Origin of the sequence: Kribbella albertanoniae, from assembly GCF_004348455.1 — a bacterium.
GTDB lineage: Bacteria > Actinomycetota > Actinomycetes > Propionibacteriales > Kribbellaceae > Kribbella > Kribbella albertanoniae.
On sequence record NZ_SMKA01000168.1, the window covers coordinates 1 to 20,554 of the forward strand.

The 20,554-nt window shown below is 68.7% G+C and carries 16 protein-coding genes; 11 read left to right on the forward strand and 5 right to left on the reverse strand.

The features are described from left to right. Nucleotides 1–665: 665 nt before the first annotated feature. Nucleotides 666–1,631, reverse strand: a complete 966-nt coding sequence (locus tag E1261_RS28805) for a heme o synthase (protein WP_420814033.1) — start codon at nt 1,629–1,631, stop codon at nt 666–668. Between the two features lie 314 nt (nt 1,632–1,945). On the opposite strand from E1261_RS28805, the gene tkt reads away from it, so the two are divergent. The 8 genes from tkt (at nt 1,946) to E1261_RS46080 (ending at nt 12,558) form a co-directional block, all read left to right on the forward strand. Further along, nucleotides 1,946–4,045, forward strand: coding sequence for a transketolase (gene tkt / locus E1261_RS28810; RefSeq protein WP_420814034.1), 2,100 nt, complete (start codon nt 1,946–1,948; stop codon nt 4,043–4,045). A gap of 35 nt (nt 4,046–4,080) precedes the next feature. Further along, nucleotides 4,081–5,190, forward strand: a complete 1,110-nt coding sequence (gene tal, locus E1261_RS28815; RefSeq protein WP_132411990.1) for a transaldolase — start codon at nt 4,081–4,083, stop codon at nt 5,188–5,190. Beyond that, nucleotides 5,187–6,764 carry a glucose-6-phosphate isomerase gene (locus tag E1261_RS28820; protein WP_132411992.1) on the forward strand — a complete coding sequence of 526 codons (1,578 nt, stop codon included), beginning with the start codon at nt 5,187–5,189 and terminating at the stop codon, nt 6,762–6,764. The genes tal and E1261_RS28820 overlap by 4 nt, the downstream gene beginning before the upstream one ends. A 22-nt stretch (nt 6,765–6,786) precedes the next feature. After that, entirely contained in the window at nt 6,787–8,337 is a 1,551-nt protein-coding gene (zwf, locus tag E1261_RS28825) for a glucose-6-phosphate dehydrogenase (protein WP_132411994.1), read from the forward strand. Next, the gene (locus E1261_RS28830) at nt 8,334–9,557 is read left to right on the forward strand and encodes a glucose-6-phosphate dehydrogenase assembly protein OpcA (protein ID WP_132411996.1); all 1,224 of its coding nucleotides are present in this window, start codon (nt 8,334–8,336) and stop codon (nt 9,555–9,557) included. The genes zwf and E1261_RS28830 overlap by 4 nt, the downstream gene beginning before the upstream one ends. After that, nucleotides 9,554–10,315: a 6-phosphogluconolactonase gene (pgl, locus tag E1261_RS28835; protein WP_238176491.1), complete on the forward strand. Its 762-nt coding sequence runs from the start codon at nt 9,554–9,556 to the stop codon at nt 10,313–10,315. Before E1261_RS28830 ends, pgl begins: the two co-directional genes overlap by 4 nt. Nucleotides 10,316–11,063: 748 nt before the next feature. After that, the gene (locus tag E1261_RS28840; RefSeq protein WP_132411998.1) at nt 11,064–11,891 is read left to right on the forward strand and encodes an isocitrate lyase/PEP mutase family protein; all 828 of its coding nucleotides are present in this window, start codon (nt 11,064–11,066) and stop codon (nt 11,889–11,891) included. Between the two features lie 85 nt (nt 11,892–11,976). Continuing rightward, a complete protein-coding gene (locus E1261_RS46080) occupies nt 11,977–12,558 on the forward strand; it encodes a hypothetical protein (RefSeq protein WP_202875114.1) in 582 nt (193 codons plus the stop codon). A 49-nt stretch (nt 12,559–12,607) separates the two neighbouring features. Here the strand turns inward: E1261_RS46080 and E1261_RS28850 are convergent, their stop codons facing one another. Further along, a complete protein-coding gene (locus E1261_RS28850) occupies nt 12,608–14,116 on the reverse strand; it encodes an MFS transporter (protein WP_238176492.1) in 1,509 nt (502 codons plus the stop codon). A 44-nt stretch (nt 14,117–14,160) separates the two neighbouring features. Between E1261_RS28850 and E1261_RS28855 the strand changes: the two genes are divergently transcribed. Then, on the forward strand, nt 14,161–14,997 hold the full coding sequence (locus E1261_RS28855; RefSeq protein WP_132412000.1) for a helix-turn-helix transcriptional regulator: 837 nt from the start codon (nt 14,161–14,163) through the stop codon (nt 14,995–14,997). Here the strand turns inward: E1261_RS28855 and E1261_RS28860 are convergent. The 3 genes from E1261_RS28860 to E1261_RS28870 form a co-directional block, all read right to left on the reverse strand. Further along, nucleotides 14,994–17,255, reverse strand: a complete 2,262-nt coding sequence (locus E1261_RS28860) for a S8 family serine peptidase (RefSeq protein ID WP_132412002.1) — start codon at nt 17,253–17,255, stop codon at nt 14,994–14,996. The two genes, E1261_RS28855 and E1261_RS28860, sit on opposite strands and share 4 nt — an antisense overlap. A gap of 92 nt (nt 17,256–17,347) precedes the next feature. Then, a complete protein-coding gene (locus tag E1261_RS28865; RefSeq protein ID WP_132412004.1) occupies nt 17,348–18,298 on the reverse strand; it encodes a hypothetical protein in 951 nt (316 codons plus the stop codon). Nucleotides 18,299–18,361: 63 nt separating this feature from the next. Beyond that, a complete protein-coding gene (locus tag E1261_RS28870; RefSeq protein ID WP_132412006.1) occupies nt 18,362–18,982 on the reverse strand; it encodes an NADPH-dependent F420 reductase in 621 nt (206 codons plus the stop codon). Between the two features lie 64 nt (nt 18,983–19,046). On the opposite strand from E1261_RS28870, the gene E1261_RS28875 reads away from it, so the two are divergent. After that, on the forward strand, nt 19,047–19,388 hold the full coding sequence (locus E1261_RS28875; protein WP_132412008.1) for a winged helix-turn-helix transcriptional regulator: 342 nt from the start codon (nt 19,047–19,049) through the stop codon (nt 19,386–19,388). A 103-nt stretch (nt 19,389–19,491) separates the two neighbouring features. Continuing rightward, nucleotides 19,492–20,448 (forward strand): hypothetical protein, encoded by a 957-nt coding sequence (locus E1261_RS28880; protein WP_132412010.1) that lies wholly within the window; start codon nt 19,492–19,494, stop codon nt 20,446–20,448. The last annotated feature ends 106 nt before the right edge of the window (nt 20,449–20,554 follow it).

Sequence of the window (20,554 nt, forward strand, 5' to 3'; positions counted from 1 at the left end):
ACAGCGACGATCGGACCCACCTGTTTCCATCCGCTGCGCTCGGAGACGGCCGGGCCCCACGGCAAATTTGAGGGGCTATCCGTTCAAGTGGACCCTTCTCTGCTCAGTTTTTGAGGGGAGAACCAGCACATTGAGCGGAGATCCCCTCATTTTCCGGAGGGCGAGGTCGGCGGCCGAGGTGGTCCATCCGACGAAAATGTTCCGGCTGACGCGGACTCGGGATCGTGGGCCGGCGCCGCCTTGGGCACCCATCAACCATCTGGCCCCCGCCGCAATGGTCGAACCGTGCTCAAGGTCGCCCGGTCGGTTCACCTTGAGCACCCCTCAGCCACTTTCCGGCCCGCGCAGATGGTTGACCCGTGCTCAACGTCGTACCGGCTCGGGGTGGAGCGCTAACCGGACGTGGGTTCACCCATCAGCTGGGGCGGATGGGGGCGCGGCCATCTGCGCGTGCTGGGCTGGCGAGGGGCGTCGGTAGCGACACGTAGTAGTGCCGCCACACCGGCCGCCGCAGGCTCAGTCGCGTCTGACCGGAGCCTCGGGAGGCGACTACCACGTGTCCTTGCCGACAGAGGTCCCGCGCACGACCGCCTTGCGGGCCAACTGCATTCCGCGTGATGGCGGGTGCGCGTCGAAGGAACCGTCGCCGCCGGAGGCGGAGGCAGTTAGCGGAGGAGGGGGTCGATTGCGGCGGCGATGAAGAGGAGGGCCAGGTAGATGTTGGAGAAGTGGAAGAGGCGCATGGGGCGGAGGGCTGCGCCGTCGGCGCCGGTGTTGGCTCGGCGGAGGAGGTTGCGGGCCTCGCGGAGGAAGACGACGCCGAGGATGACGGCGGCGACCGGGTAGACGACTCCGGTGTCGGCGACAGGCCAGAGGGCGATCGAGGTGATCACCATCACGACCGAGTAGGCCATGATCTGGCGGGCGGTCTGGACCGGGGTGGCGACGACGGGGAGCATCGGTACGTCGACCGAGGCGTAGTCCTCGCGGTAGCGCATGGCCAGGGACCAGGTGTGCGGGGGCGTCCAGAAGAAGACGACGCCGAACAGGACGATCGGGGTCCAGGCGAGGTCGTTGGTGACCGCGGTCCAGCCGATCAGGGTCGGGAAACAGCCCGCGATACCGCCCCAGACGATGTTCTGCACGGTCCGGCGCTTCAGCAGCATCGTGTAGCCGAACACGTAGAACAGGTTCGCGACGAGCGCCAGGATCGACGAGAGCCAGTTCACGAAGAAGCCGAGCTCCAGCGTGGCGAGCACACCGAGCACGACGCCGAAGATCGTCGCCGAGCGCGGACTGACCGCGTGCCGGGGCAGCGGGCGGCGGCGGGTGCGGCGCATCTGCTCGTCGATGTCGCGGTCGAGCACGCAGTTGATCGTGTTCGCGCTGCCGGAGGCGAGGATGCCGCCGACCAGGGTGGCGGCGACGACGCCGAGCCCCGGGACTCCCCCGGCGGCCAGGAACATCACCGGCACCGTGGTGATCAGCAGCAGCTCGATGATGCGTGGCTTGGTCAGACCGACGTACGCCTTCACCACGTCGCGCACCGACGGAGTCATCGCACTGGATGGATCCGGCAGCGGCGTCGGGTACGACGTCGTCGCGGCTGGACGCGGGTCGACGGCCGTCACGAACACCTCGAACTCAGAAGGTTGACGCCGGGGTACCGGCGCTGACGGTTCGACAGTCTACGACGCCCCGTAGGAGGACCCGACCACCCCCCTGGTCATCGTCGCGGCGAGTCGGGGAACAACGACGTTCACGTCCGAGTTGCTCATCTGTGAGGCGCCTGAAACGCAGCGGCGAGTAGGCTCCTGACCGAGCACCAGCACGGTTGTTCACTGCCATCGAGAGGAGCGCCGCCGGCGTGACGGAGAAGACCAGCCCCAAGCTTGAATGGACCGAGCTCGACAAGCGCGCGGTCGACACCGTGCGGGTCCTCGCGATGGACGCCGTGGAGAAGGTCGGCAACGGCCACCCCGGTACGGCGATGAGCCTGGCGCCGGCGGCCTACCTGCTGTTCCAGAAGGTGATGCGGCACAACCCCGCGGATCCGCACTGGGCCGGCCGCGACCGCTTCGTACTGTCGGCCGGGCATTCCAGCCTGACCCTCTACATCCAGCTCTACCTCGCCGGTTTCGGCCTCGAGCTCGACGATCTGAAGGCGCTCCGCACCTGGGGCAGCAAGACCCCGGGCCACCCGGAGTACCGGCACACCCCCGGCGTCGAAACCACCACCGGCCCGCTCGGCCAGGGTGTCGGCAACGCGGTCGGGATGGCGATGGCGGCCCGCCGTGAGCGTGGTCTGTTCGACCGCGAGAGCGCCAAGGGCGAGAGCCTGTTCGACCACCACATCTACGTGATCGCCTCCGACGGTGACCTCGAGGAGGGCGTCTCGTCCGAGGCGTCGTCGCTGGCCGGTCACCAGCAGCTGGGCAACCTGACGGTGATCTGGGACGACAACGAGATCTCCATCGAGGACGACACCAACATCGCGTTCTCCGAGGACGTCGCGGCCCGCTACGCGGCGTACGGCTGGGATGTCCGGACGGTCGACTGGACCAACGGCGGCACCGGGTACGACGAGGACGTGCAGGCCCTGTACGACGCGATCGAGGCCGGCAACGCGGTCACCGACAAGCCGAGCTTCATCCGGCTCCGCACGATCATCGGCTGGCCGTCGGCCACCAAGAAGGGCACCGGCAAGGTGCACGGCAACGCGCTCGGCGCCGAAGAGGTCGCGGCCACCAAGGAGATCCTCGGCTGGGACCCGGAGCAGAGCTTCCAGGTCGCCGACGAGGTCATCGCGCACACGCGCACCGCGATCGAGCGCGGCCAGGCCCTGCAGGACACCTGGAACGCCGAGTTCGACAAGTGGAAGGTCTCGCACACGGAGCAGGCCGAGCTGATCGACCGGCTGTCGAAGCGTGAGCTGCCGGCCGGCTGGAAGGACGCCCTGCCGAGCTGGGACGCCGACGCCAAGGGTGTCGCGACCCGCGCCGCTTCCGGTGAGGTGCTGACCAAGCTCGCGCCGGAGCTCCCGGAGCTGTGGGGCGGCTCGGCCGACCTCGCCGGTTCGAACAACACGACCCCGAAGGGTCAGCCGTCGTTCATCCCCGCGGAGCATTCGACCGAAGCCTTCCAGGGCGACGAGTACGGCCGCGTCCTGCACTTCGGTATCCGTGAGCACGGCATGGGCGCGATCCTGAACGGCATCGCCCAGCACGGCGGCACCCGCCCGTACGGCGGCACCTTCCTCGTCTTCTCGGACTACATGCGACCGTCGGTCCGGCTGGCCGCGCTGATGAAGCTGCCGGTCACCTACGTCTGGACCCACGACTCGATCGGCCTCGGCGAGGACGGTCCGACCCACCAGCCGATCGAGCACCTGTCGGCGCTGCGCGCGATCCCGGGTCTGGACGTCGTCCGCCCCGGTGACGCCAACGAGACGGCCGCCGCGTGGGCGACCATCCTCGAGCACACCGACCGCCCGGCCGCCCTCGCGCTGACCCGGCAGAACGTGCCGACCTTCCCGCGTGGCACCGACGGTTTCGCCACCACGGAGAACGTCAAGAAGGGTGCCTACACGCTTCTCGACACCGAGGGCACGCCGGACGTCGTACTGATCGGCACCGGTTCGGAGCTGCAGATCGCCGTCGAGGCCCGCGCCAAGCTGGCCGAGGAGGGCATCAACGCCCGGGTCGTGTCGATGGTGTCGCGCGAGTGGTTCGACGAGCAGGACGACGCGTACCGCGAGACCGTCATCCCGGCCGATGTCCGGGCCCGCGTCTCGGTCGAGGCCGGTATCGCGCAGAGCTGGCACGCCGTCGTCGGTGACGCCGGCCGCAGCGTCAGCATCGAGCACTACGGCGCGTCCGCCGCCTACCAGACCCTGTACGACGAGTTCGGCATCACGACCGCCGCAGTCGTCCAGGCGGCCAAGGACAGCATCGCCACGGCGGCCGGTATCTCCGGTCCCGGCGTACCGCCGAAGCGCGCGTCCTCCGGTCCGGTCGGACCGGCTGATGTCGCCGCAGTCAACTGACAACAACTGAAGATTCCGGAAGAAGGCATCGGACTATGAACGATCGCTTGAAAGCACTCGCCGACGCGGGTGTCTCCATCTGGCTCGACGACCTGTCCCGTGAGCGGCTGAGCAGCGGCAGCCTGCAGGCCCTGATCGAGGACAAGCACGTCGTCGGTGTGACGACGAACCCGAGCATCTTCGCCAAGGCCGTCTCGGACGCCGACGCGTACGCCGAGACCGTGGGCAAGCTCGCCGCCCAGGGCGTCTCGACGGACGAGGCGATCCGGGTGATCACCACCACCGACGTCCGCGACGCCGCTGACCTGTTCAAGCCGATCTACGACGACACCGACGGTCAGGACGGCCGGGTCTCGATCGAGGTCGAGCCGGGTCTGGCCCGCGACACCGCGGGCACGATCGAGCAGGCCAAGCAGCTGTGGGAGATCGTCGGCCGCGAGAACGTGTTCGTGAAGATCCCCGCCACCAAGGAGGGCCTGCCCGCGATCACCGCGACGCTGGCCGCCGGGATCAGCGTGAACGTGACGCTGATCTTCTCCCTCGAGCGCTACAAGGCCGTTGCGGACGCGTTCCTGTCCGGCCTCGAGCAGGCGATCGAGAACGGTCACGACGTGACCAAGCTCGCCAGCGTGGCGTCGTTCTTCGTCAGCCGGGTGGACACCGAGATCGACAAGCGGCTGGACGCGATCGGGACCGACGAGGCCAAGGCCCTCAAGGGCAAGGCCGCCGTCGCGAACGCGCGGCTCGCCTTCGAGGCGTACGAGGAGATCTTCTCCAGCGACCGCTGGCGCGAGATCGAGACCGTCGGCGCCAAGCCGCAGCGCCCGCTCTGGGCGTCCACCGGCGTCAAGGACCCGTCGTACTCCCCCACCCTGTACGTCGACAACCTGGTCACCAACGGGGTCGTCAACACGATGCCCGAGGCAACCATCAAGGCGGTCGAGGAGCACAGCGAGGTCACCGGTGACACGGTCCGCGGCGACTACGCCGGCGACCGCAAGGTGATCGACGACCTGGAGAAGCTGGGCATCTCGTACGACGAGGTCGTGCAGCTCCTCGAGGACGAGGGCGTCGCGAAGTTCGACGCTTCCTGGTCGGAGCTGCAGGACACCGTCACCGCAGCCCTGAAGGGTGCGGCCAAGTGACCTCCGTAACCACCCACAACGGCGACTGGTCGGCCGTCGTCGACAAGCTCGTCGAGGAGAAGATCGCCTCCCGGATCGCCGCGAAGGACGCGACGATCTGGGGTCCGGACGCCGAGCCCGAGGCCTCGATCCGGCTCGGCTGGGTCGACCTGCACGAGACCTCGCGGCCGCTGCTGGTCGAGATCGAGGCCCTGCAGGCCGCATTGCGGGCCGAGGGCATCGACCGCGTCGTGCTGTCTGGCATGGGCGGTTCGTCGCTGGCCCCCGAGGTCATCACCCGTACGGCGGGTGTCGACCTCGTCGTCCTGGACTCGACCGACCCGAGTGTCGTTGCTCGTGCGCTGGCCGGTGACCTGTCGAAGACGGTCGTCGTGGTGTCCAGCAAGTCCGGCGGAACGGTCGAGACCGACAGCCACCGCCGTACCTTCGTGAAGGCCTTCACCGAGGCCGGGATCGACGCGGCATCGCGGATCGTGGTCGTCACGGACCCGGGTTCGCCGTTCGAGAAGCTGTCGGCCGACGAGGGCTACCGCAAGACGTTCCTCGCCGACCCGAATGTCGGCGGTCGCTACAGCGCGCTGACCGCGTTCGGTCTGGTGCCGTCCGGTCTCGCCGGTGCGGACATCGCCGAGCTGCTGGAGCAGGCCGCCGAGGCGGCACCGGCTCTGCAGGCCGACTCGACCGACAACCCGGCGCTGTGGCTGGGTGCGGTGCTGGCGGCTTCCGAGGGTCGCGACAAGGCGATCATCACGGCCGACGGGTCCGACATCGTCGGCTTCCCGGACTGGGCCGAGCAGCTGATTGCCGAGAGCACCGGCAAGCTCGGGACCGGCGTACTGCCGGTTGCGGTTGAGCTCGGTGCGCCGGAGCTGACCAGCGAGGCGGCCGACCTGACCAACGCACTACTCGCCGGGAAGCCGACCAGCGGCGTACCGACGGCTCTTACGTCGGGTTCGCTCGGCGGGCAGTTCCTGCTCTGGGAGGTGGCGACGGTTGTCGCCGGCTACCTGTTGGGGATCGACCCGTTCGACCAGCCGGACGTCGAGAGCGCGAAGCAGGCCACGCGCGGTCTGCTCGACGCGCAGCCCGAGCCGGAGGCTGCGGCCTTCACCGACGGCGCTGTCGAGGTGCGTGGTTCCGAGGGTCTGCTCGACGGTGTCGACTCGCTTCAGGGCGCGGTCGACGCGCTGCTGAATCAGCTCGACGAGGTTGGGTACGTGGCGGTCATGGCCTACCTCGACTCCGAGCGGGACGCCGACCTGATCGGCATCCGGCCCGCGATCGCGAGCAAGACCGATCGCCCGGTCACCTTCGGATGGGGACCGCGGTTCCTGCACTCGACCGGCCAGTACCACAAGGGCGGTCACCCCGAAGGCGTGTTCCTGCAGATCACGGCGGCGCACCCGGCCGACGTGGAGATCCCGGATCGCCCCTTCACCTTCGGTACGTTGATCTCGGCCCAGGCGGCCGGTGACGCGAACGTTCTCGCCGAGCGCGGCCGCCCGGTGCTGCGACTCCACCTCACCGATCCGGCGAGCGGCGTACAGCAACTGCTTTCTCTGTTCACGAAGTAAGCACCCAGGAGGATTGCGGCTGATGACCGCTGAGCTCGACGAAGGGCCGGTCGGCCCGGTGAACCCGTTGCGGGATCCCCAGGACCGGCGGCTCCCGCGGATCGCCGGGCCGTGCAGCCTGGTGATCTTCGGTGTCACCGGCGACCTGGCGCGGAAGAAGCTGATGCCGGCGGTCTACGACCTCGCGAACCGGGGGCTGCTGCCCCCGGGTTTCGCGCTGGTCGGGTTCGCCCGGCGTGACTTCACCAACCAGGACTTCGCGCAGATCGTGCACGACTCGGTGAAGGAGCACGCGCGGACGCCGTTCCGCGAGGAGGTCTGGCAGCAGCTTGCCGAGGGTTTCCGGTTCGTGCCCGGTGACCTCACCGACGACGAGGCGTTCAAGCGGCTGCGCGAGACCGTGGACGAGCTGGACATCAGCCGTGGGACGGGTGGTAACCACGCGTTCTACCTGTCCATCCCCCCGGGCCTGTTCCCGCAGGTCGTGCAGCAGTTGTCCGAGCACGGGCTGACCGAGGAGAAGCCTGGTTCGTGGCGGCGGGTCGTCATCGAGAAGCCGTTCGGGCACGACCTGCAGAGTGCCCGTGAGCTGAACCGCGTGGTCGAGTCGGTCTTCCCTCCCGAGGCGGTCTTCCGGATCGACCACTACCTGGGCAAGGAAACCGTCCAGAACATGCTGGCGCTCCGGTTCGCGAACGCGATGTTCGAGCCGGTGTGGAACAGCCACTACGTCGACCACGTCCAGATCACGATGGCCGAGGACATCGGCATCGGTGGCCGGGCCGGGTACTACGACGGCATCGGCGCGGCCCGCGACGTGATCCAGAACCACCTCCTCCAACTGCTCGCGCTGGTCGCGATGGAGGAGCCGGTCAGCTTCGACGCGTGGTCGCTGCGGCAGGAGAAGAAGAAGGTGCTCGCGGCGGTCAAGCTGCCCGATCGCCTCGACCTGCATACTGCCCGCGGTCAGTACGCGGCCGGCTGGGCCGGTGGCAGCAAGGTCAAGGGTTACCTGCAAGAGGACGGCATCCCGGCGCACTCCGCGACCGAGACCTTCGCCGCGATGCGGGTCGACGTGGACACCCGGCGTTGGGCCGGCGTCCCCTTCTACCTGCGGACCGGCAAGCGGCTCGGGCGTCGCGTCACCGAGGTCGCGGTGATGTTCAAGCGCGCGCCGCACCTGCCGTTCACCAAGACCGAGACCGAGGAGCTGGGGCAGAACGCCCTGGTCCTGCGGATCCAGCCGGACGAAGGCATCACGATGCGCTTCGGTGCCAAGGTCCCCGGGACGTCGATGGAGATCCGCGACGTGAACATGGACTTCCAGTACGGCGGTTCGTTCACCGAGTCATCGCCCGAGGCCTACGAGCGGCTGATCCTCGACGTACTGCTCGGTGATCCGCCCCTGTTCCCGCAGCACACCGAGGTCGAGCTGGGCTGGAAGATCCTCGACCCGGTGATCAACTACTGGGCCGAGCGCGGTACGCCGGAGCAGTACGCCTCCGGTGACTGGGGACCGGACTCGGCGCACGAGATGCTCGCCCGCGACGGACGCACGTGGAGGCGCCCATGATCATCGACCTGACCGGTACGACGTCGAGCGGGATCGCGTCGGCGCTGCTGAAGGCCCGCCGGAGCGCGGGATCACCGGCCATGGGCATGGTCGGAACCATCGTGGTCGTCGTCGACGAGGCGTCACACCACGACGCGATGAAGGCTGCGAACGAAGCCGGCCGCGAGCACCCGTCTCGGGTTCTGGTCGCCATCCTGCGGCCGGGGCGCGGCGCATCCAGTCTGGACGCCGAGGTCCGGGTCGGCGAGGGCGTTCCGGGTGAGGCCGTGCTGCTGCGGCTGCACGGTGAGCTGGCCCGGGTTCCCGAGTCGGTCATCACGCCGCTGCTGCTGCCAGACTCCCCCGTCATCGTCTGGTGGCCGGGTGGCGGACCGAAGGTCCCAGCCGAGGACCCGCTGGGTCGCCTGGCTCGCCGACGGGTCACCGACGCGGCCTCGGGTCGCCGGGGGACGGTCGACTTCACCGTCCGCGCCGAGGGCTACGCGCCTGGGGACACCGACTTCGCGTGGACGCGGCTCACACCGTGGCGCGCGCTGATGGCGGCGGCCCTGGACCAGTACCCGACGAAGGTGCTGGCGGCCGAGGTCGTGTCGGCCAAGGGCAACCCCTCAGCCGACCTGATGGCGGCGTGGCTGCAGTGCCGGCTGGGCGTTCCGGTCGAACACAAGAACTCGCGCGGCCCGGGCATCACCGCCGTACGGATGTTCACGTCGTCTGGCGCGATTGCGTTGACGCGGCCGGATGGTTCGGTGGCGACGTTCACGATTCCGGGTGCGCCGGATCGGCCGGTCGCGCTCAAGCGTCGTACGCCGTCTGAGCTGTTGAGCGAGGAATTGCGGCGGCTCGACCCGGATGATGTGTACGCGAAGACGCTGGCGTGCATGGTGGAGCGGGAGAACATGCCTGCCTCGGCCAAGACAGTCAGCGAGACGCAGCGTCGTTCGACGCAAGCCGCGGTGAGCAAGGCAGCCGCGAAGACCGCTGCCGTCGCCGGCAAGGCCGCGTCGCCCGAGCTGGCGGCGAAGGCCGATGGCAAGAAGGCAAGCGCTGCGAAGAAGGCGGCCGCCAAGAAGACCACGGCAAAGAAGACCGCCAAGTCGTCGTCGGCTGCGCGAGCGACGGGCACTCGTTCGACGGCGAAGAAGGCTGCGGGCAAGGCTGCTGCGAAGAAGACGACCGCGAAGAAAACTGCGGGCAAGCGCGTGGCAGGTCGGTCATGACCGAGCGCGTGATCGATCCGGAGCTGTTGATCCACCGGGATGCGACGGCACTGGCGCACGCGGTGGCGGCGCGGTTCGTCACTGCGCTGGTCGATGCCCAGAGCAACGGTGGTGTCGCGCAGGTGGTGCTCACGGGCGGCCGGGTCGCGGCCGCCGTGTACCGGGCGGTGGCCGAGTCCCCTGTCAGTGCGACGATCGACTGGCAGCGGGTGGAGTTCTGGTGGGGTGACGAGCGGTTCCTGCCGCCCGGCGACCCCGAGCGCAACGAAACCCAGGCACGCGACGCCTTGCTCTCACAGGTCGACATCGACCCGGCCCGCGTGCACCCGATGCCCGCCGACACCGGCCAGACCCCCGAGGCAGCAGCCGAGGCCTACGCGACCGAACTGGCCGCCACCATCTCAGCCCTCAGCGACGTCAAAGGCCGCGCGGTACCAGCCTTCGACGTACTGATGCTGGGCGTCGGCCCCGACGGCCACGTAGCCTCCCTCTTCCCCGGCTACCCCCAGCTCGAAGTCACGGACGTCTCAGTCGTAGCCGTCCACGACTCCCCCAAGCCCCCGCCGACCCGAATCTCCCTCACGGTCCCAGCGCTCAACCGCTCCCGCGAGGTCTGGTTCGTAGTCTCCGGCGAGGACAAAGCCGCCGCCGTGGCCGAGGCCCTCACCGAATCCAGCACCCTCCCCGCCTCAGCCCCCAAAGGCCGCAACCGAACCCTCTGGCTCCTGGACGAACCAGCCGCCTCCCAAATCCAGTAGCCGTCCCCGGCCACCAGTAACTGTCTCCGGCCACCAGTAGTGGCCGGAGACCCCCACTCGGGGCCCGAGACCCCGCACCACAGGTCTCCGGCCCCGACTTCCAGTCTCACGCCATCAGTGGTGGCCCGGGCCCGCACGTGGCCGATCGGTGCTCAAGGTGAGCCGGCCCGCGCGACCTTGAGCACTGTTCAACCGTTCCGGCGGGTGCTGGATGGTTGATGGATGCTCAAAGTGACTCCCGCCCCGCGATCGCGAGCGCCCGGGTTGTCCCGTGCGTTCTCCGGGGGATTTTCGTCACCGGTGACGAAAATCCCCCGGATAGCAACCACCCACTCGCCCGCATCCCCCAGCTCATGCGTTATCCCCTGAGCTGAGGGGTTGCCCATCGAGATCTCACGGGGGCAACCCACCGACTGAGCGGGCAACCTCCTAGACGCGCAACCATCTCGAATCCCAGCGCCAGCCCGTCAGCCGGCGTGCGGCTCGGTCACCGGCCCCAACCGACGTAACGTCCGAAGGTTCGGAGGCTGGGACTCCGGTCGTTCGGACGTTAGCGGGGAGTTGCGGTTAACGTCCGAAGGTTCGGAGGGCGGGCCTCCGGTTCTTCGGACGTTGGGGGTGGGGAGCGGGATGGCGCGGTGGCCGGGATTGGCCAACTGGCGTTGGGGGGAGGCACCAGGTGGCTGCGGGTGTGGGCGGTTGACTGGGTGACGGGGAATTGTCCGTGGGTGGTGGCAGGATCATCGGTATGACGGGATTTCGTGGGCTGCATGAGGCGGGGACCGGGTTTGTGATGCCTAATGCCTGGGATGCGGGGAGTGCGGTTCTGCTTGCTGCGGCTGGGTTTCCGGCGATTGCGACGACCAGTGCGGGGATCGCGTTCTCGCTGGCGAAGGGTGATCACACGCTGCCCGATGGGGCGCCGAGCGTCTCCCGGGAGGACATGTTCGAGCGTATCCAGCAGATCGCCGGAGCGGTCGCCGTACCGGTGAGTGGTGATCTTGAGGATGGGTACGGCGCTGCGCCCGAGCGGGTTGCCGAGACCATCACCCCGGCGCGCGCGGCCGGGTTGGCCGGCGGCAACATCGAGGACTACGACGGCCACAACCTGTACGACGTGGAGCGAGCCGTCGACCGGATCATCGCGGCTCGCGAAGCGGCCGGGGCCGACTTCGTGCTGACCGCCCGCACCGACGGGCAACTCCTCCGTACGCCGACCTCCCTGGCGGACTCGATCGACCGAGCGAACCGCTTCCGCGCAGCCGGCGCCGACTGCCTGTTCGTGCCCGGCGTGAACGACCTCGACACGATCCGCACGATCGTCCGCGAGGTCGACGGCCCGCTGAACGTCGTCATCGGCCTAGGCTCCTCAGCCCTCACCGTGCCCGACCTCCTGGCCGCCGGCGTCCAGCGCATCAGCCTCGGCGGCAGCATCGCCCGCGCCGCCCTCGGCTTCATCCGCCGCAGCGCCGAAGAGCTCGCCACCCACGGCACGATCTCCTTCGCGCAGGACCAAATACCCCAGGCCGAGCTCAACGACCTCTTCGCCCGTTCAACAGAATTGCGGGGTAACTGAAACGCGGGATTGAACAGGTATCGCCACGGCACCTCGGTTCTTCCTACGGTGGCGGGAAGTTTCCGCCCCACAGGAGGTATCGACCATGCCGGGAAAACTACTCGCTACGGCTGCATTGGCGCTGGTGGCCACCGCCCTCACCACCAGCGCGGTCCCCACAGTCGTTCGTAGTTCCGACCTCGCGCCGCTGGCTGCGGCCCAGGTCGCGACCGAGGCGAAGCACGCCGACGAGACTCGCGCCGGGACGGGCCACGGCACCTCGGTCGCGGATCTCGGTCAGCAACCGGCTGCCGCACTCGGCAAACTACTGGCTCCGCCGCCCGGTGGCTGGTCAGTGCCCAGCCGCCGGAGCTACTACCTCACCTCGTCGTGTCAGCCGTACGCATCGACCATCCGCAGCGGGGCCGCGGCGTGGGCCGGCATGACGGAAGGCAGCGGTACGCCGGTCGAGTGCCGCAACACCTACATCAACGACTGCAACGGCGCCGCCCGGATCGTCGGCTGCAACTGGGGCCAAGGGCAACGAATCGCCTTGTACCTGGGCGGGGTGCGCGACGGTGCGCTGCTGGCGGCGCACGAGTTCGGCCACGACTGGTACGGCCATTCCAGCTACCGCTGCGCGTCCTGGAGCAGCGCACAGACAGTGATGGCGCCGACCATGTGCTGACCTGTGTCGCTGATGCCGGGCCCGCCGTCTCGCCAGCGCGGGCCCGGTCTCACGCAACCGGCACCGGTGTGCGGATCCAGCGGGCGGACAGTACGGCGAGGGCGACGTGGATCACGGCGATGACGACCACCGTGAGGTGCAGGCCGAGGACGAACGCGGCCTCGGCATCGGCGATCGCCGGCGCCGGCACACCCGCCGTTTGCACGGTCTCGGGCAGCGTGCCCGCAACGCCCGGCCCCTGCAGGCGGAAGACAGCTGCGGCGAGTGAGCCGAGCAGTGCGATGCCGAGGGCGTTTCCGAGCTCGTTGCTGGTCTCGGCGATTGCGGCAGCCGAGCCCCCGCGTTCCGTGGGAACCGCAGCAACAGCGACGTCGGCGACGACGCTGAACGAGATGCCGTAGCCGATGCCGGCGATGACGGTCGAGGCGACGTACCAGACGATGCCACCGCCCGCGTCCACAAGAAGCAGCAGGAGCAAGCCAACCGCGACGAGCCCGTGGCACGCGACCAAAGCTGAGCGGATGCCGATCCGGCCGACCACGGCTGGAGTAATGACGCACGTCAGCGTCAGCACAACCGCACCCGGTACGGCGAGGAGCGCGGCCTGCTGGACCGGCAGCCCGAGGACCGACTGCAGGTGGATGCCGGCCAGGTAAGCCGTTGCGGACCACGCGGCCAGCGGCACCAACCCGGTGATGATCGCGAGGCTGAAGACCCGATCGCGGAACAGCGTGACCTCGATCAGCGGATACTCGAGCCGCCGCTGGCGTCGTACGAACCACGTCAACGTCAGCACCCCCGCCGTACCGAGAACAGCCGGCGTCAGGTCGAATCCGCCCGCGGCGATCCGCTTAACGGCGTACACGGTCAGCAGCAGCCCACTCGCCGACGTGAGCACACTCAGTACGTCGACCTTCCCTGGCCGGACCGCGCGCACGTCCCGTAGCAGGAACGGCGCGAGCACCAGGAACACCGCGACGACCGGCAGGTTTATCAGGAAAACCGACCCCCACCAGAAGCGATCCAGCAACTGTCCAGCCGCCACGGGCCCGATCGCGAACCCCGCGGCGAACGCAGCTGCGAAGATCCCGATTGCCCGCGATCGCTGGCGGGCATCGGGGAACAGTTCGCCCAGGACGGCAAGGGCCGACGGTAGCAAGGTCGCCCCCGCGATGCCCATCAGCGCCCGGAGGCCGATCAGCTGCTCCGGCGTCTGCGCGAACGACGCGCCGGCCGAGCTGGTTCCGAAGAGCGCAGCACCGATCATCAGGAGTTTGAGCCGGCCGTACCGGTCGCCGATGTTGCCAAAGGCGACCAGCAGTGACCCGACCGCGAACCCGTAGACATCCAGGATCCACAGGGACTCGTCAGCAGTCGGACGCAATTCGGTGGTCAGTTCCGGCATCACCAGGAAGAGGACCGAGCCGTCCATCGCGACCAGGAGCACCGGCGCGAGGATGACCAGCAACCCGAGCCACGGCCGCCGTACAGGTGTTTTCATGGTGTTCACGCTGCCGCGCGGCCGCGAGACCAACCAGCCCGCCTCGTGGGTATCCATGACAGGTGCACCCAGGGCCCCGCCCGGCCACCTACGATCGAGGTATGGAACTCGAGGGACTCGGCACCTTCCTGCGGACCCGGCGGGCGCGGATCACGCCGGCCGAGGTCGGCGTACCGGAGTACGGGCAGCGCCGGGTTCCGGGCCTGCGGCGCGAGGAGCTCGCCCAGCTGGCCGGTGTCAGCCCGGGCTACTACACCCGGCTCGAACAAGGCCAAGCTGGTACGGCGTCCAAACAGGTCCTGGACGCGCTGTCCCAGGTGCTGCAACTCGACCCGGCCGAGACCGCCCATCTGCACAACCTCGCCCAACGACCAGCCACCACCCGTCTGGTCCGCAGCCGGCCCGAGCGGCCGCACCCCCGCGTCCTCGCCCTGCTCGCTTCGCTCCAGGAATCGACCCCGGCCCTGGTGCTCGGCCGCCGCGGCGACGTCCTGGCGTGGAACCGCATGGGCCACGCCCTGTTCGCCGGGCACTACCCGTACGACGCTCCCGCCGATCCGCGCCGGCGTCCGTCGATCCCCCGCATGTACTTCCTCGATCCGCTCAGCCGCGACCTGTACCGCAACTGGGCCGAGAACGCCCGCATCCACGTCGCCTACCTGCGCCTGACCGCCGGCCGCTACCCGACCGACGCCCACCTCGCCGAGCTGATCGGCGAACTGGCGATCGGCAGCAGCGACTTCGCGAGGATCTGGGCCGATGGCGAGGTCGCCGACTGCACGGTCGGCACGATGCACCTGCAGCACCCAACGGTCGGGGCGCTCGACGTCGACTACCAGGTCTGGCTGCAACCCGACAGCCCAGGACATCGCCTGGAGGTTTACACCCCAGGCGATGCCCCGTCGGCCGATGCGCTCCGGCTGCTCAGTTCTACCTAGAAGCAGAATCCCTGGCCGCTGCCGAAGGACCAGCACTGCAGTTGCTTCTGGCTACTACCCGTCTTACCCGAGTTGTCCGTCACAGTCAGCTTCACCGTGTACGTCGCACTCCGGCTCGGGAAGGTGTGCGTCGTCCGCACCCCGCTCCCCGTCGTACCGTCGCCGAAGTCCCACGCGTACGACGCGATGGTGCCATCCGGGTCCTTGGAGGCCGAGCCGTCGAGCGTGCAGTTCAGGGTGCTGGCGCAGTTCACGGAGAAGCTTGCCGTCGGCACCGAACCGGTCGGCGGCGGCGTGTTGCCGAGCTGCTCGTTGGCCCAGTCACCCATCACGCCCCACAGCTTGCCGTGTGCGTTGTACGACGCGCAGTCCGTGCGGAGCCACGAGAAAACGCCGTACACCTTGCCCTGGTGGAGGTACGGGCCACCGCTGTCGCCCTGGCACAGGCCGAGGCTGCCGTCGCCGTACCCGCTGCACATCATGTAGCGGTCGTCGTACTGCTGGTTGATGTTCGCGCAGTTCTGCTTGTCGACCGTCGGCAGGATCGCCTCGTACAGCTTGGTGTTGCGTTGGTCGTCGTTAGCATCGGTCTTGCCATAACCGATCGCAGTGCCGCGGGTGCCGATGGGCAGTGCGTCCGACGACTTCGCGATCGACGGATAGGCCATCCCGGCCGGCGTCGGGATGTCGGTCGTGGTGATGATGACGGCGACGTCCCAGCCGGTCCGCCAGCCGTCGCTCGCGTTGTAGTTCGGGTGCGTGCGGTACTCCTGGATCTCGATCCGCGTCCCCTTCGACGTGTCACTGAGATCGTCACGCCCGTAGACCAGGTACTTCTCGCCCTGCGCGAACTTGCAGTGCGCCGCGATCAGCACGATCCGCTTGGCGACCACGGTTCCGGTGCAGGACTGCTCGGCCGGCCGGGCTCCCCCGGTCCGGTGCTGCGAGATGATGAACGGATACTTGCAGACCGTCGTCGGCGTCCCACCGATGACGTTGGGGTGCACCTCGCTGTCACAACCGGGCGGCGGTGTCGTGAGCCCGTTCGGGACGTAGAGCAGCTTGTTCGGGGTGCCCGCGGACAGACCGGACATCTTGCCGGTGCTCGCGTTGTCGAGGATCCACTTCTCGAGCTCGGCCGGGGTACTGCTCGGCGCCTCGGACAGCCGCAGCGCCATCGCACCGGCCACGTGGGGCGCAGCCATCGACGTACCGCTCAATTGCCCGTACGACGAATCGCTGCCCTTGAATGCGGAATCGATCCCGGACCCCGGCGCGAACAGGTCCATACAGGTGCCCGCGTTGGAGTCGCCGGCCCGGGTGTCGCTGCTGGTCGCGTTGGCCACCTGCAAAGCGGTCGGCGTCTGACCGCCCGGGCCGTAGTTGCAGGCGTTGCCGCCGTTGTTGCCGGTGATCAGCGACCACTGCACGCCTGAGCTGATCGACGCCTTGATGGCGTTGACCGCGATGTCCTTGTCATCGGTGTAGACGCTCAGGTTGACGACCGCGGGCTTCACCGCGTTCTGGGTGATCCACTCGGCGGCGGTGATCAGGTCGGCGTCCTCACCGAACCCGTCACAGCCGAGGATGCGGACCGAGACCAGGTTGGCCTTCTTCGCGACCCCACGTGTCTTGCCGGCCGCGATACCGGCGACATGCGAACCGTGGTTGTGACAGTCGTTGCCCTGGTTCGGCGTCGCGTGGAAGTCGGCGCCGAACTTCGCCCGGCCCTCGAACTCCTGATGCGTGTAGCGAATACCGGTGTCGACGACGTAGACCGTCACCCCGGCGCCGTCGTTCGGGTAGGTGTACTTCCGGTCGAGCGGGCGATCCCGCTGGTCGATGCGGTCCAGGCCCCAGTTCACCGGGCTGGTCTGGGTACCGCCCGGGCCGCCGATCGAGGCCCGGCCACTCTGCCGGACCTCGGCCACGGCCGGGTCGTTCGCGAGCTTGCGGGCCTGACCGGCCGAGAGATTCTTGACGACGTACCCCTGCATGGTTGCCGTGAGCACGCTTTTCACGTCACCGCCATACCGGTCTGCGAGGGCGGCCGCCGTACTGGCCACTGCGTTCACGCTGCGCTGTGGGGCGAGCGTCACCAGGTACGAACCGGGGACCGGGTGGCTCGCGCGGTTGACGACCGTCTTGGGCGGCGGGGACGGATCCTGAGCCGACGCGGCGGGGGTGGTCGCGATCACGGCGAGGCCCGCGGTGATCGCGACGACCGAGGCGGCCGCGCGCCGTACTGCTCTGCTCATGCTTCCTCCTGTGCATTGGGGAACGCACTGAAGGTAGGCAGCGGGACGCGAGCGCGAATACCTCTGTTAAGACCTGCCGTTCACAGTCCGGATCAATTCTGTTGAGACCAACTCCACCGCATGCCGACGATCCCGGACGGTACGTCGGTCTCCGCGATCAGGGCCGAGTCCGCGCCACCGATCCACAGCTCGGTGTGGTTGCCTTCGGGCGCGGCCACCGTCCGCCGGTCGTAGCGATGACAATGCGCCGGTACGACGCCTGGCGCGAACCGGGTCTGCAGCACATACTCGCGAATCGGTTCGACGAAGCGGTGCTCGTAGTTGAGCATCAACGTCCCCGGTGCGAACCGCCACTCGTACTCGATCAACGCGGGCTCGCCCACTTCCAGCACCCGATCGAGAATCAGCTCGGCCACCACCAGCCCGGCCACGCGATCGGTCTCGACCTGACCGATCCGCGCGTTCGCCACCGCAGTGAGCTCCGGCGGCGAGTCCGGCCGCTCCTCGGCGAAGTAGAGCACGCCCAACTGAGACACGCGATGCGCGGCAGCCCGCACCAGCTCGCGCATCCGAATCCGCTCGACCATCCGATCCGCGCCCAGCTCGACCGTCACATGCACACTGACCCGCCGCAACCGCCCCTGCTGCGGCACACCGACAGTCCGCATCAGGGTGTCCGGCCGCGAGTCGGCAAACAGCAGCTGAGGCGCAACGCTCCCCGGCACATGCCCGATCCACCGCCCCCGAATCCGCCGCGGCCCCAGCAACGACATCAGCGCGTTCGGCGGCAACTCCAGCAACTCCTCCAGCAACCGAACCGCCAGCAACGACGCCGCCCGCTCCGGCCGGCTCCGCCCCCGCCGCCAATAACTGAGGGTCGCAATACTCAAATGCGCACCACGCTCCCCCAGCCAGTCCCGAATCTCCTCCAGCGTCAGCCCGCTGACCTCGATCGCCAGATGCAACGCCGCCGGAAACGGCCCGTTCCGCAACGCCAGCTCCAACTCGTGCCGAACCCCCGCATCAGTGGCCTGAACCGCCATCGCGCTCACCATCCTCACGAAGTGTGTTCACCTTCTAACACTTCGCCACCCCTTTGGCGAGCCCTAGGCAGCGCCGACCGGCGGGAACAACCCGCGGACATCGCCGCCGCCATTGACCCAGATGCCGATCGCGAACGCGGCAGTCGCCTCCAGCAGGGCAGCTCGCACCAGCCCTCCGGACGGCACCGGCTCGCACCCCAGGTCACGGACCAGCCCGGCCACGCACTCCACCGCTGCCGGCTCGTCACCACAGAGCGGCACCCCGAGCGGGCCGCCCTCGAAGACCTGCGGCGCAGCTCGCCACACCGTGTCCGCGGCCAGGTTGAACGCCTTCACCACGTGAGCGTGCGGGACCGCCTTCCTGATCGCCTCGGCAGTTGCGGGGTGCGCGAGCGTGAAGTCGCTGTGCTCGATCGCGTTCGTGCAGTCGATCAGCACCGTGCCAGGCGCGATCGTCAGCCGCGCGACCGTCTCGACCACCACCTCGGCCGGGACCGCGAGCAGCACCACCTCGCCGTACGACGTTGCCTCCTGCAACGAACCGGATGCCGCGCCGATCCGGCCCGCCGTCTCCGCAGCCCTGCCCGTGTCCCGCCCTCCGATCATCACCTGATGCCCGGCCCGCACCCAATGCCGCCCGAGCGCCGCCGCCATTCCGCCGTTCCCCACAGTCCCGATTCGCATGCCGAGGACGCTAGCCCGGCCGAAAGGCACCCTTCGGTGCGCAACGGGCAGGCAGAATGACGGTATGACCTTCTACGCGGACTGCCAGGCGCGCGTCGCGGTCGAGCTCATCAGCGGCCGCTGGCCCATGGTCGTCCTCTACGCCCTGAGCCACGGCCCCGCCCGCCCCGTCGACCTGCGCCGCCAGATCGGAGGCATCAGCCAGAAGGTCCTCACCGAAACCCTCCGCCGCCTCGAAACCAACGGCCTCGTCGAACGCCACCGGTACGCCGAAGCCCCGCCCCGAGTCGAGTACTCCCTCACCCCCGCCGGCCACGACCTCCTGATCCCCATCAACGCCCTCGGCGACTGGGCCGCCCGCCACGCCAACGCCGTACTAGCAGCCCAGGACGCCGCCGGCGCCTGACCTTTGTGGATGCCTACTGCCAGCCAGTGCACATTTGGTTCCACAAAGGTGGTTATCCACAGGGGCCTCCGCAGCGCTGCGGGAAATCGGTCAGGCTGGAGGGGTGGAATGGTGGTGGCAGCAGCGGCTTGCGGACGACGGGATCGAGGCGCTGATCCACGACCAGAACCGGATCGTCTCGCGCGCGCAGCTCGAAGCTGCCCGTTGGTCCGAGGCCGAGATCCGGCGCGGGCTGCGCAGCCGCCGCTGGCAAACCGTCTACCCCTGCGTCTATGCCACTCATACCGGTCCCATCGGGTACGACGACCACCGCCTCGCCGCGCTTTTGTACGCCGGCCCCGAAGCCGCGTGGAGTCACTACACCGCGGCGGAACAACTCGGACTACTCAAACCTGACAGCAGTCGGCCTATCTACGTGACGATCCCGAAGCGGCGCCGGATCCAGTCCCGGCCCAGGCTCGTCATTCACCGCGACGAGCACTGGAAGCGCCGGCTCGCCACAGTCGTCCCGCCCCGGCGTACGGCCGCTGACGCCGTATTGGACATCGTCGGCATCTCACCTTCCGTCGATCAGGCCGCCGCGGTGATTGCTCAGGCGTGTCAGAGCGGCCGGGTGAGTCCGGCGCGGATCCTGACCGCCCTGGCCCAGCATCCGCGCTTACGCCATCGCCAGGCGCTCCTTCCGATCCTCACCGACGTTGCCGCCGGCTCGCACTCGCTGCTCGAACTGCGCTACGCGCGGGATGTCGAGCGTCGGCACGGGTTGCCGAGCGGGACGAGGCAACGCGCTGTGGACGACGAGTTCACCGATGTCTTCTACGACGGCTTCAACCTGCTGGTCGAGCTGGACGGCCGCCTCCACCTCGTCCCGCATCAGCGCTGGCGCGACCTCGACCGGGACAACCGCGCAACATTGCGCGCCGAAGCCACGCTCCGGTACGGCTGGTTCGACATCACCAGCCGGCCGTGCGAGGCCGCCGTACAAGCTCTCCAGATCCTCCGCCGTACACAGCCCGCGCTCACCGCGAAGCCCTGCAGCCCGACCTGCCCCGTCCGCTAGCGTCTTTGTGGATCGCTGCTGCCACCCAGTGCACATTTGCTTCCACAAAGATGAGGTCAGTCGTCATAGGCGATGTGGAGGCTCGAGGTGTAGGTGCCGACCATGC

Coding starts and splice junctions, on each gene's coding strand:
- tkt (WP_420814034.1), top strand. CDS start 1,946: ATGGACGCCGTGGAGAAGGTCGGCAACGGCCACCCCGGTACGGCGATG.
- tal (WP_132411990.1), top strand. CDS start 4,081: ATGAACGATCGCTTGAAAGCACTCGCCGACGCGGGTGTCTCCATCTGG.
- zwf (WP_132411994.1), top strand. CDS start 6,787: ATGACCGCTGAGCTCGACGAAGGGCCGGTCGGCCCGGTGAACCCGTTG.
- E1261_RS28830 (WP_132411996.1), top strand. CDS start 8,334: ATGATCATCGACCTGACCGGTACGACGTCGAGCGGGATCGCGTCGGCG.
- pgl (WP_238176491.1), top strand. CDS start 9,554: ATGACCGAGCGCGTGATCGATCCGGAGCTGTTGATCCACCGGGATGCG.
- E1261_RS28840 (WP_132411998.1), top strand. CDS start 11,064: ATGACGGGATTTCGTGGGCTGCATGAGGCGGGGACCGGGTTTGTGATG.
- E1261_RS46080 (WP_202875114.1), top strand. CDS start 11,977: ATGCCGGGAAAACTACTCGCTACGGCTGCATTGGCGCTGGTGGCCACC.
- E1261_RS28850 (WP_238176492.1), bottom strand. CDS start 14,116: ATGGATACCCACGAGGCGGGCTGGTTGGTCTCGCGGCCGCGCGGCAGC.
- E1261_RS28855 (WP_132412000.1), top strand. CDS start 14,161: ATGGAACTCGAGGGACTCGGCACCTTCCTGCGGACCCGGCGGGCGCGG.
- E1261_RS28860 (WP_132412002.1), bottom strand. CDS start 17,255: ATGAGCAGAGCAGTACGGCGCGCGGCCGCCTCGGTCGTCGCGATCACC.
- E1261_RS28865 (WP_132412004.1), bottom strand. CDS start 18,298: ATGGCGGTTCAGGCCACTGATGCGGGGGTTCGGCACGAGTTGGAGCTG.
- E1261_RS28870 (WP_132412006.1), bottom strand. CDS start 18,982: ATGCGAATCGGGACTGTGGGGAACGGCGGAATGGCGGCGGCGCTCGGG.
- E1261_RS28875 (WP_132412008.1), top strand. CDS start 19,047: ATGACCTTCTACGCGGACTGCCAGGCGCGCGTCGCGGTCGAGCTCATC.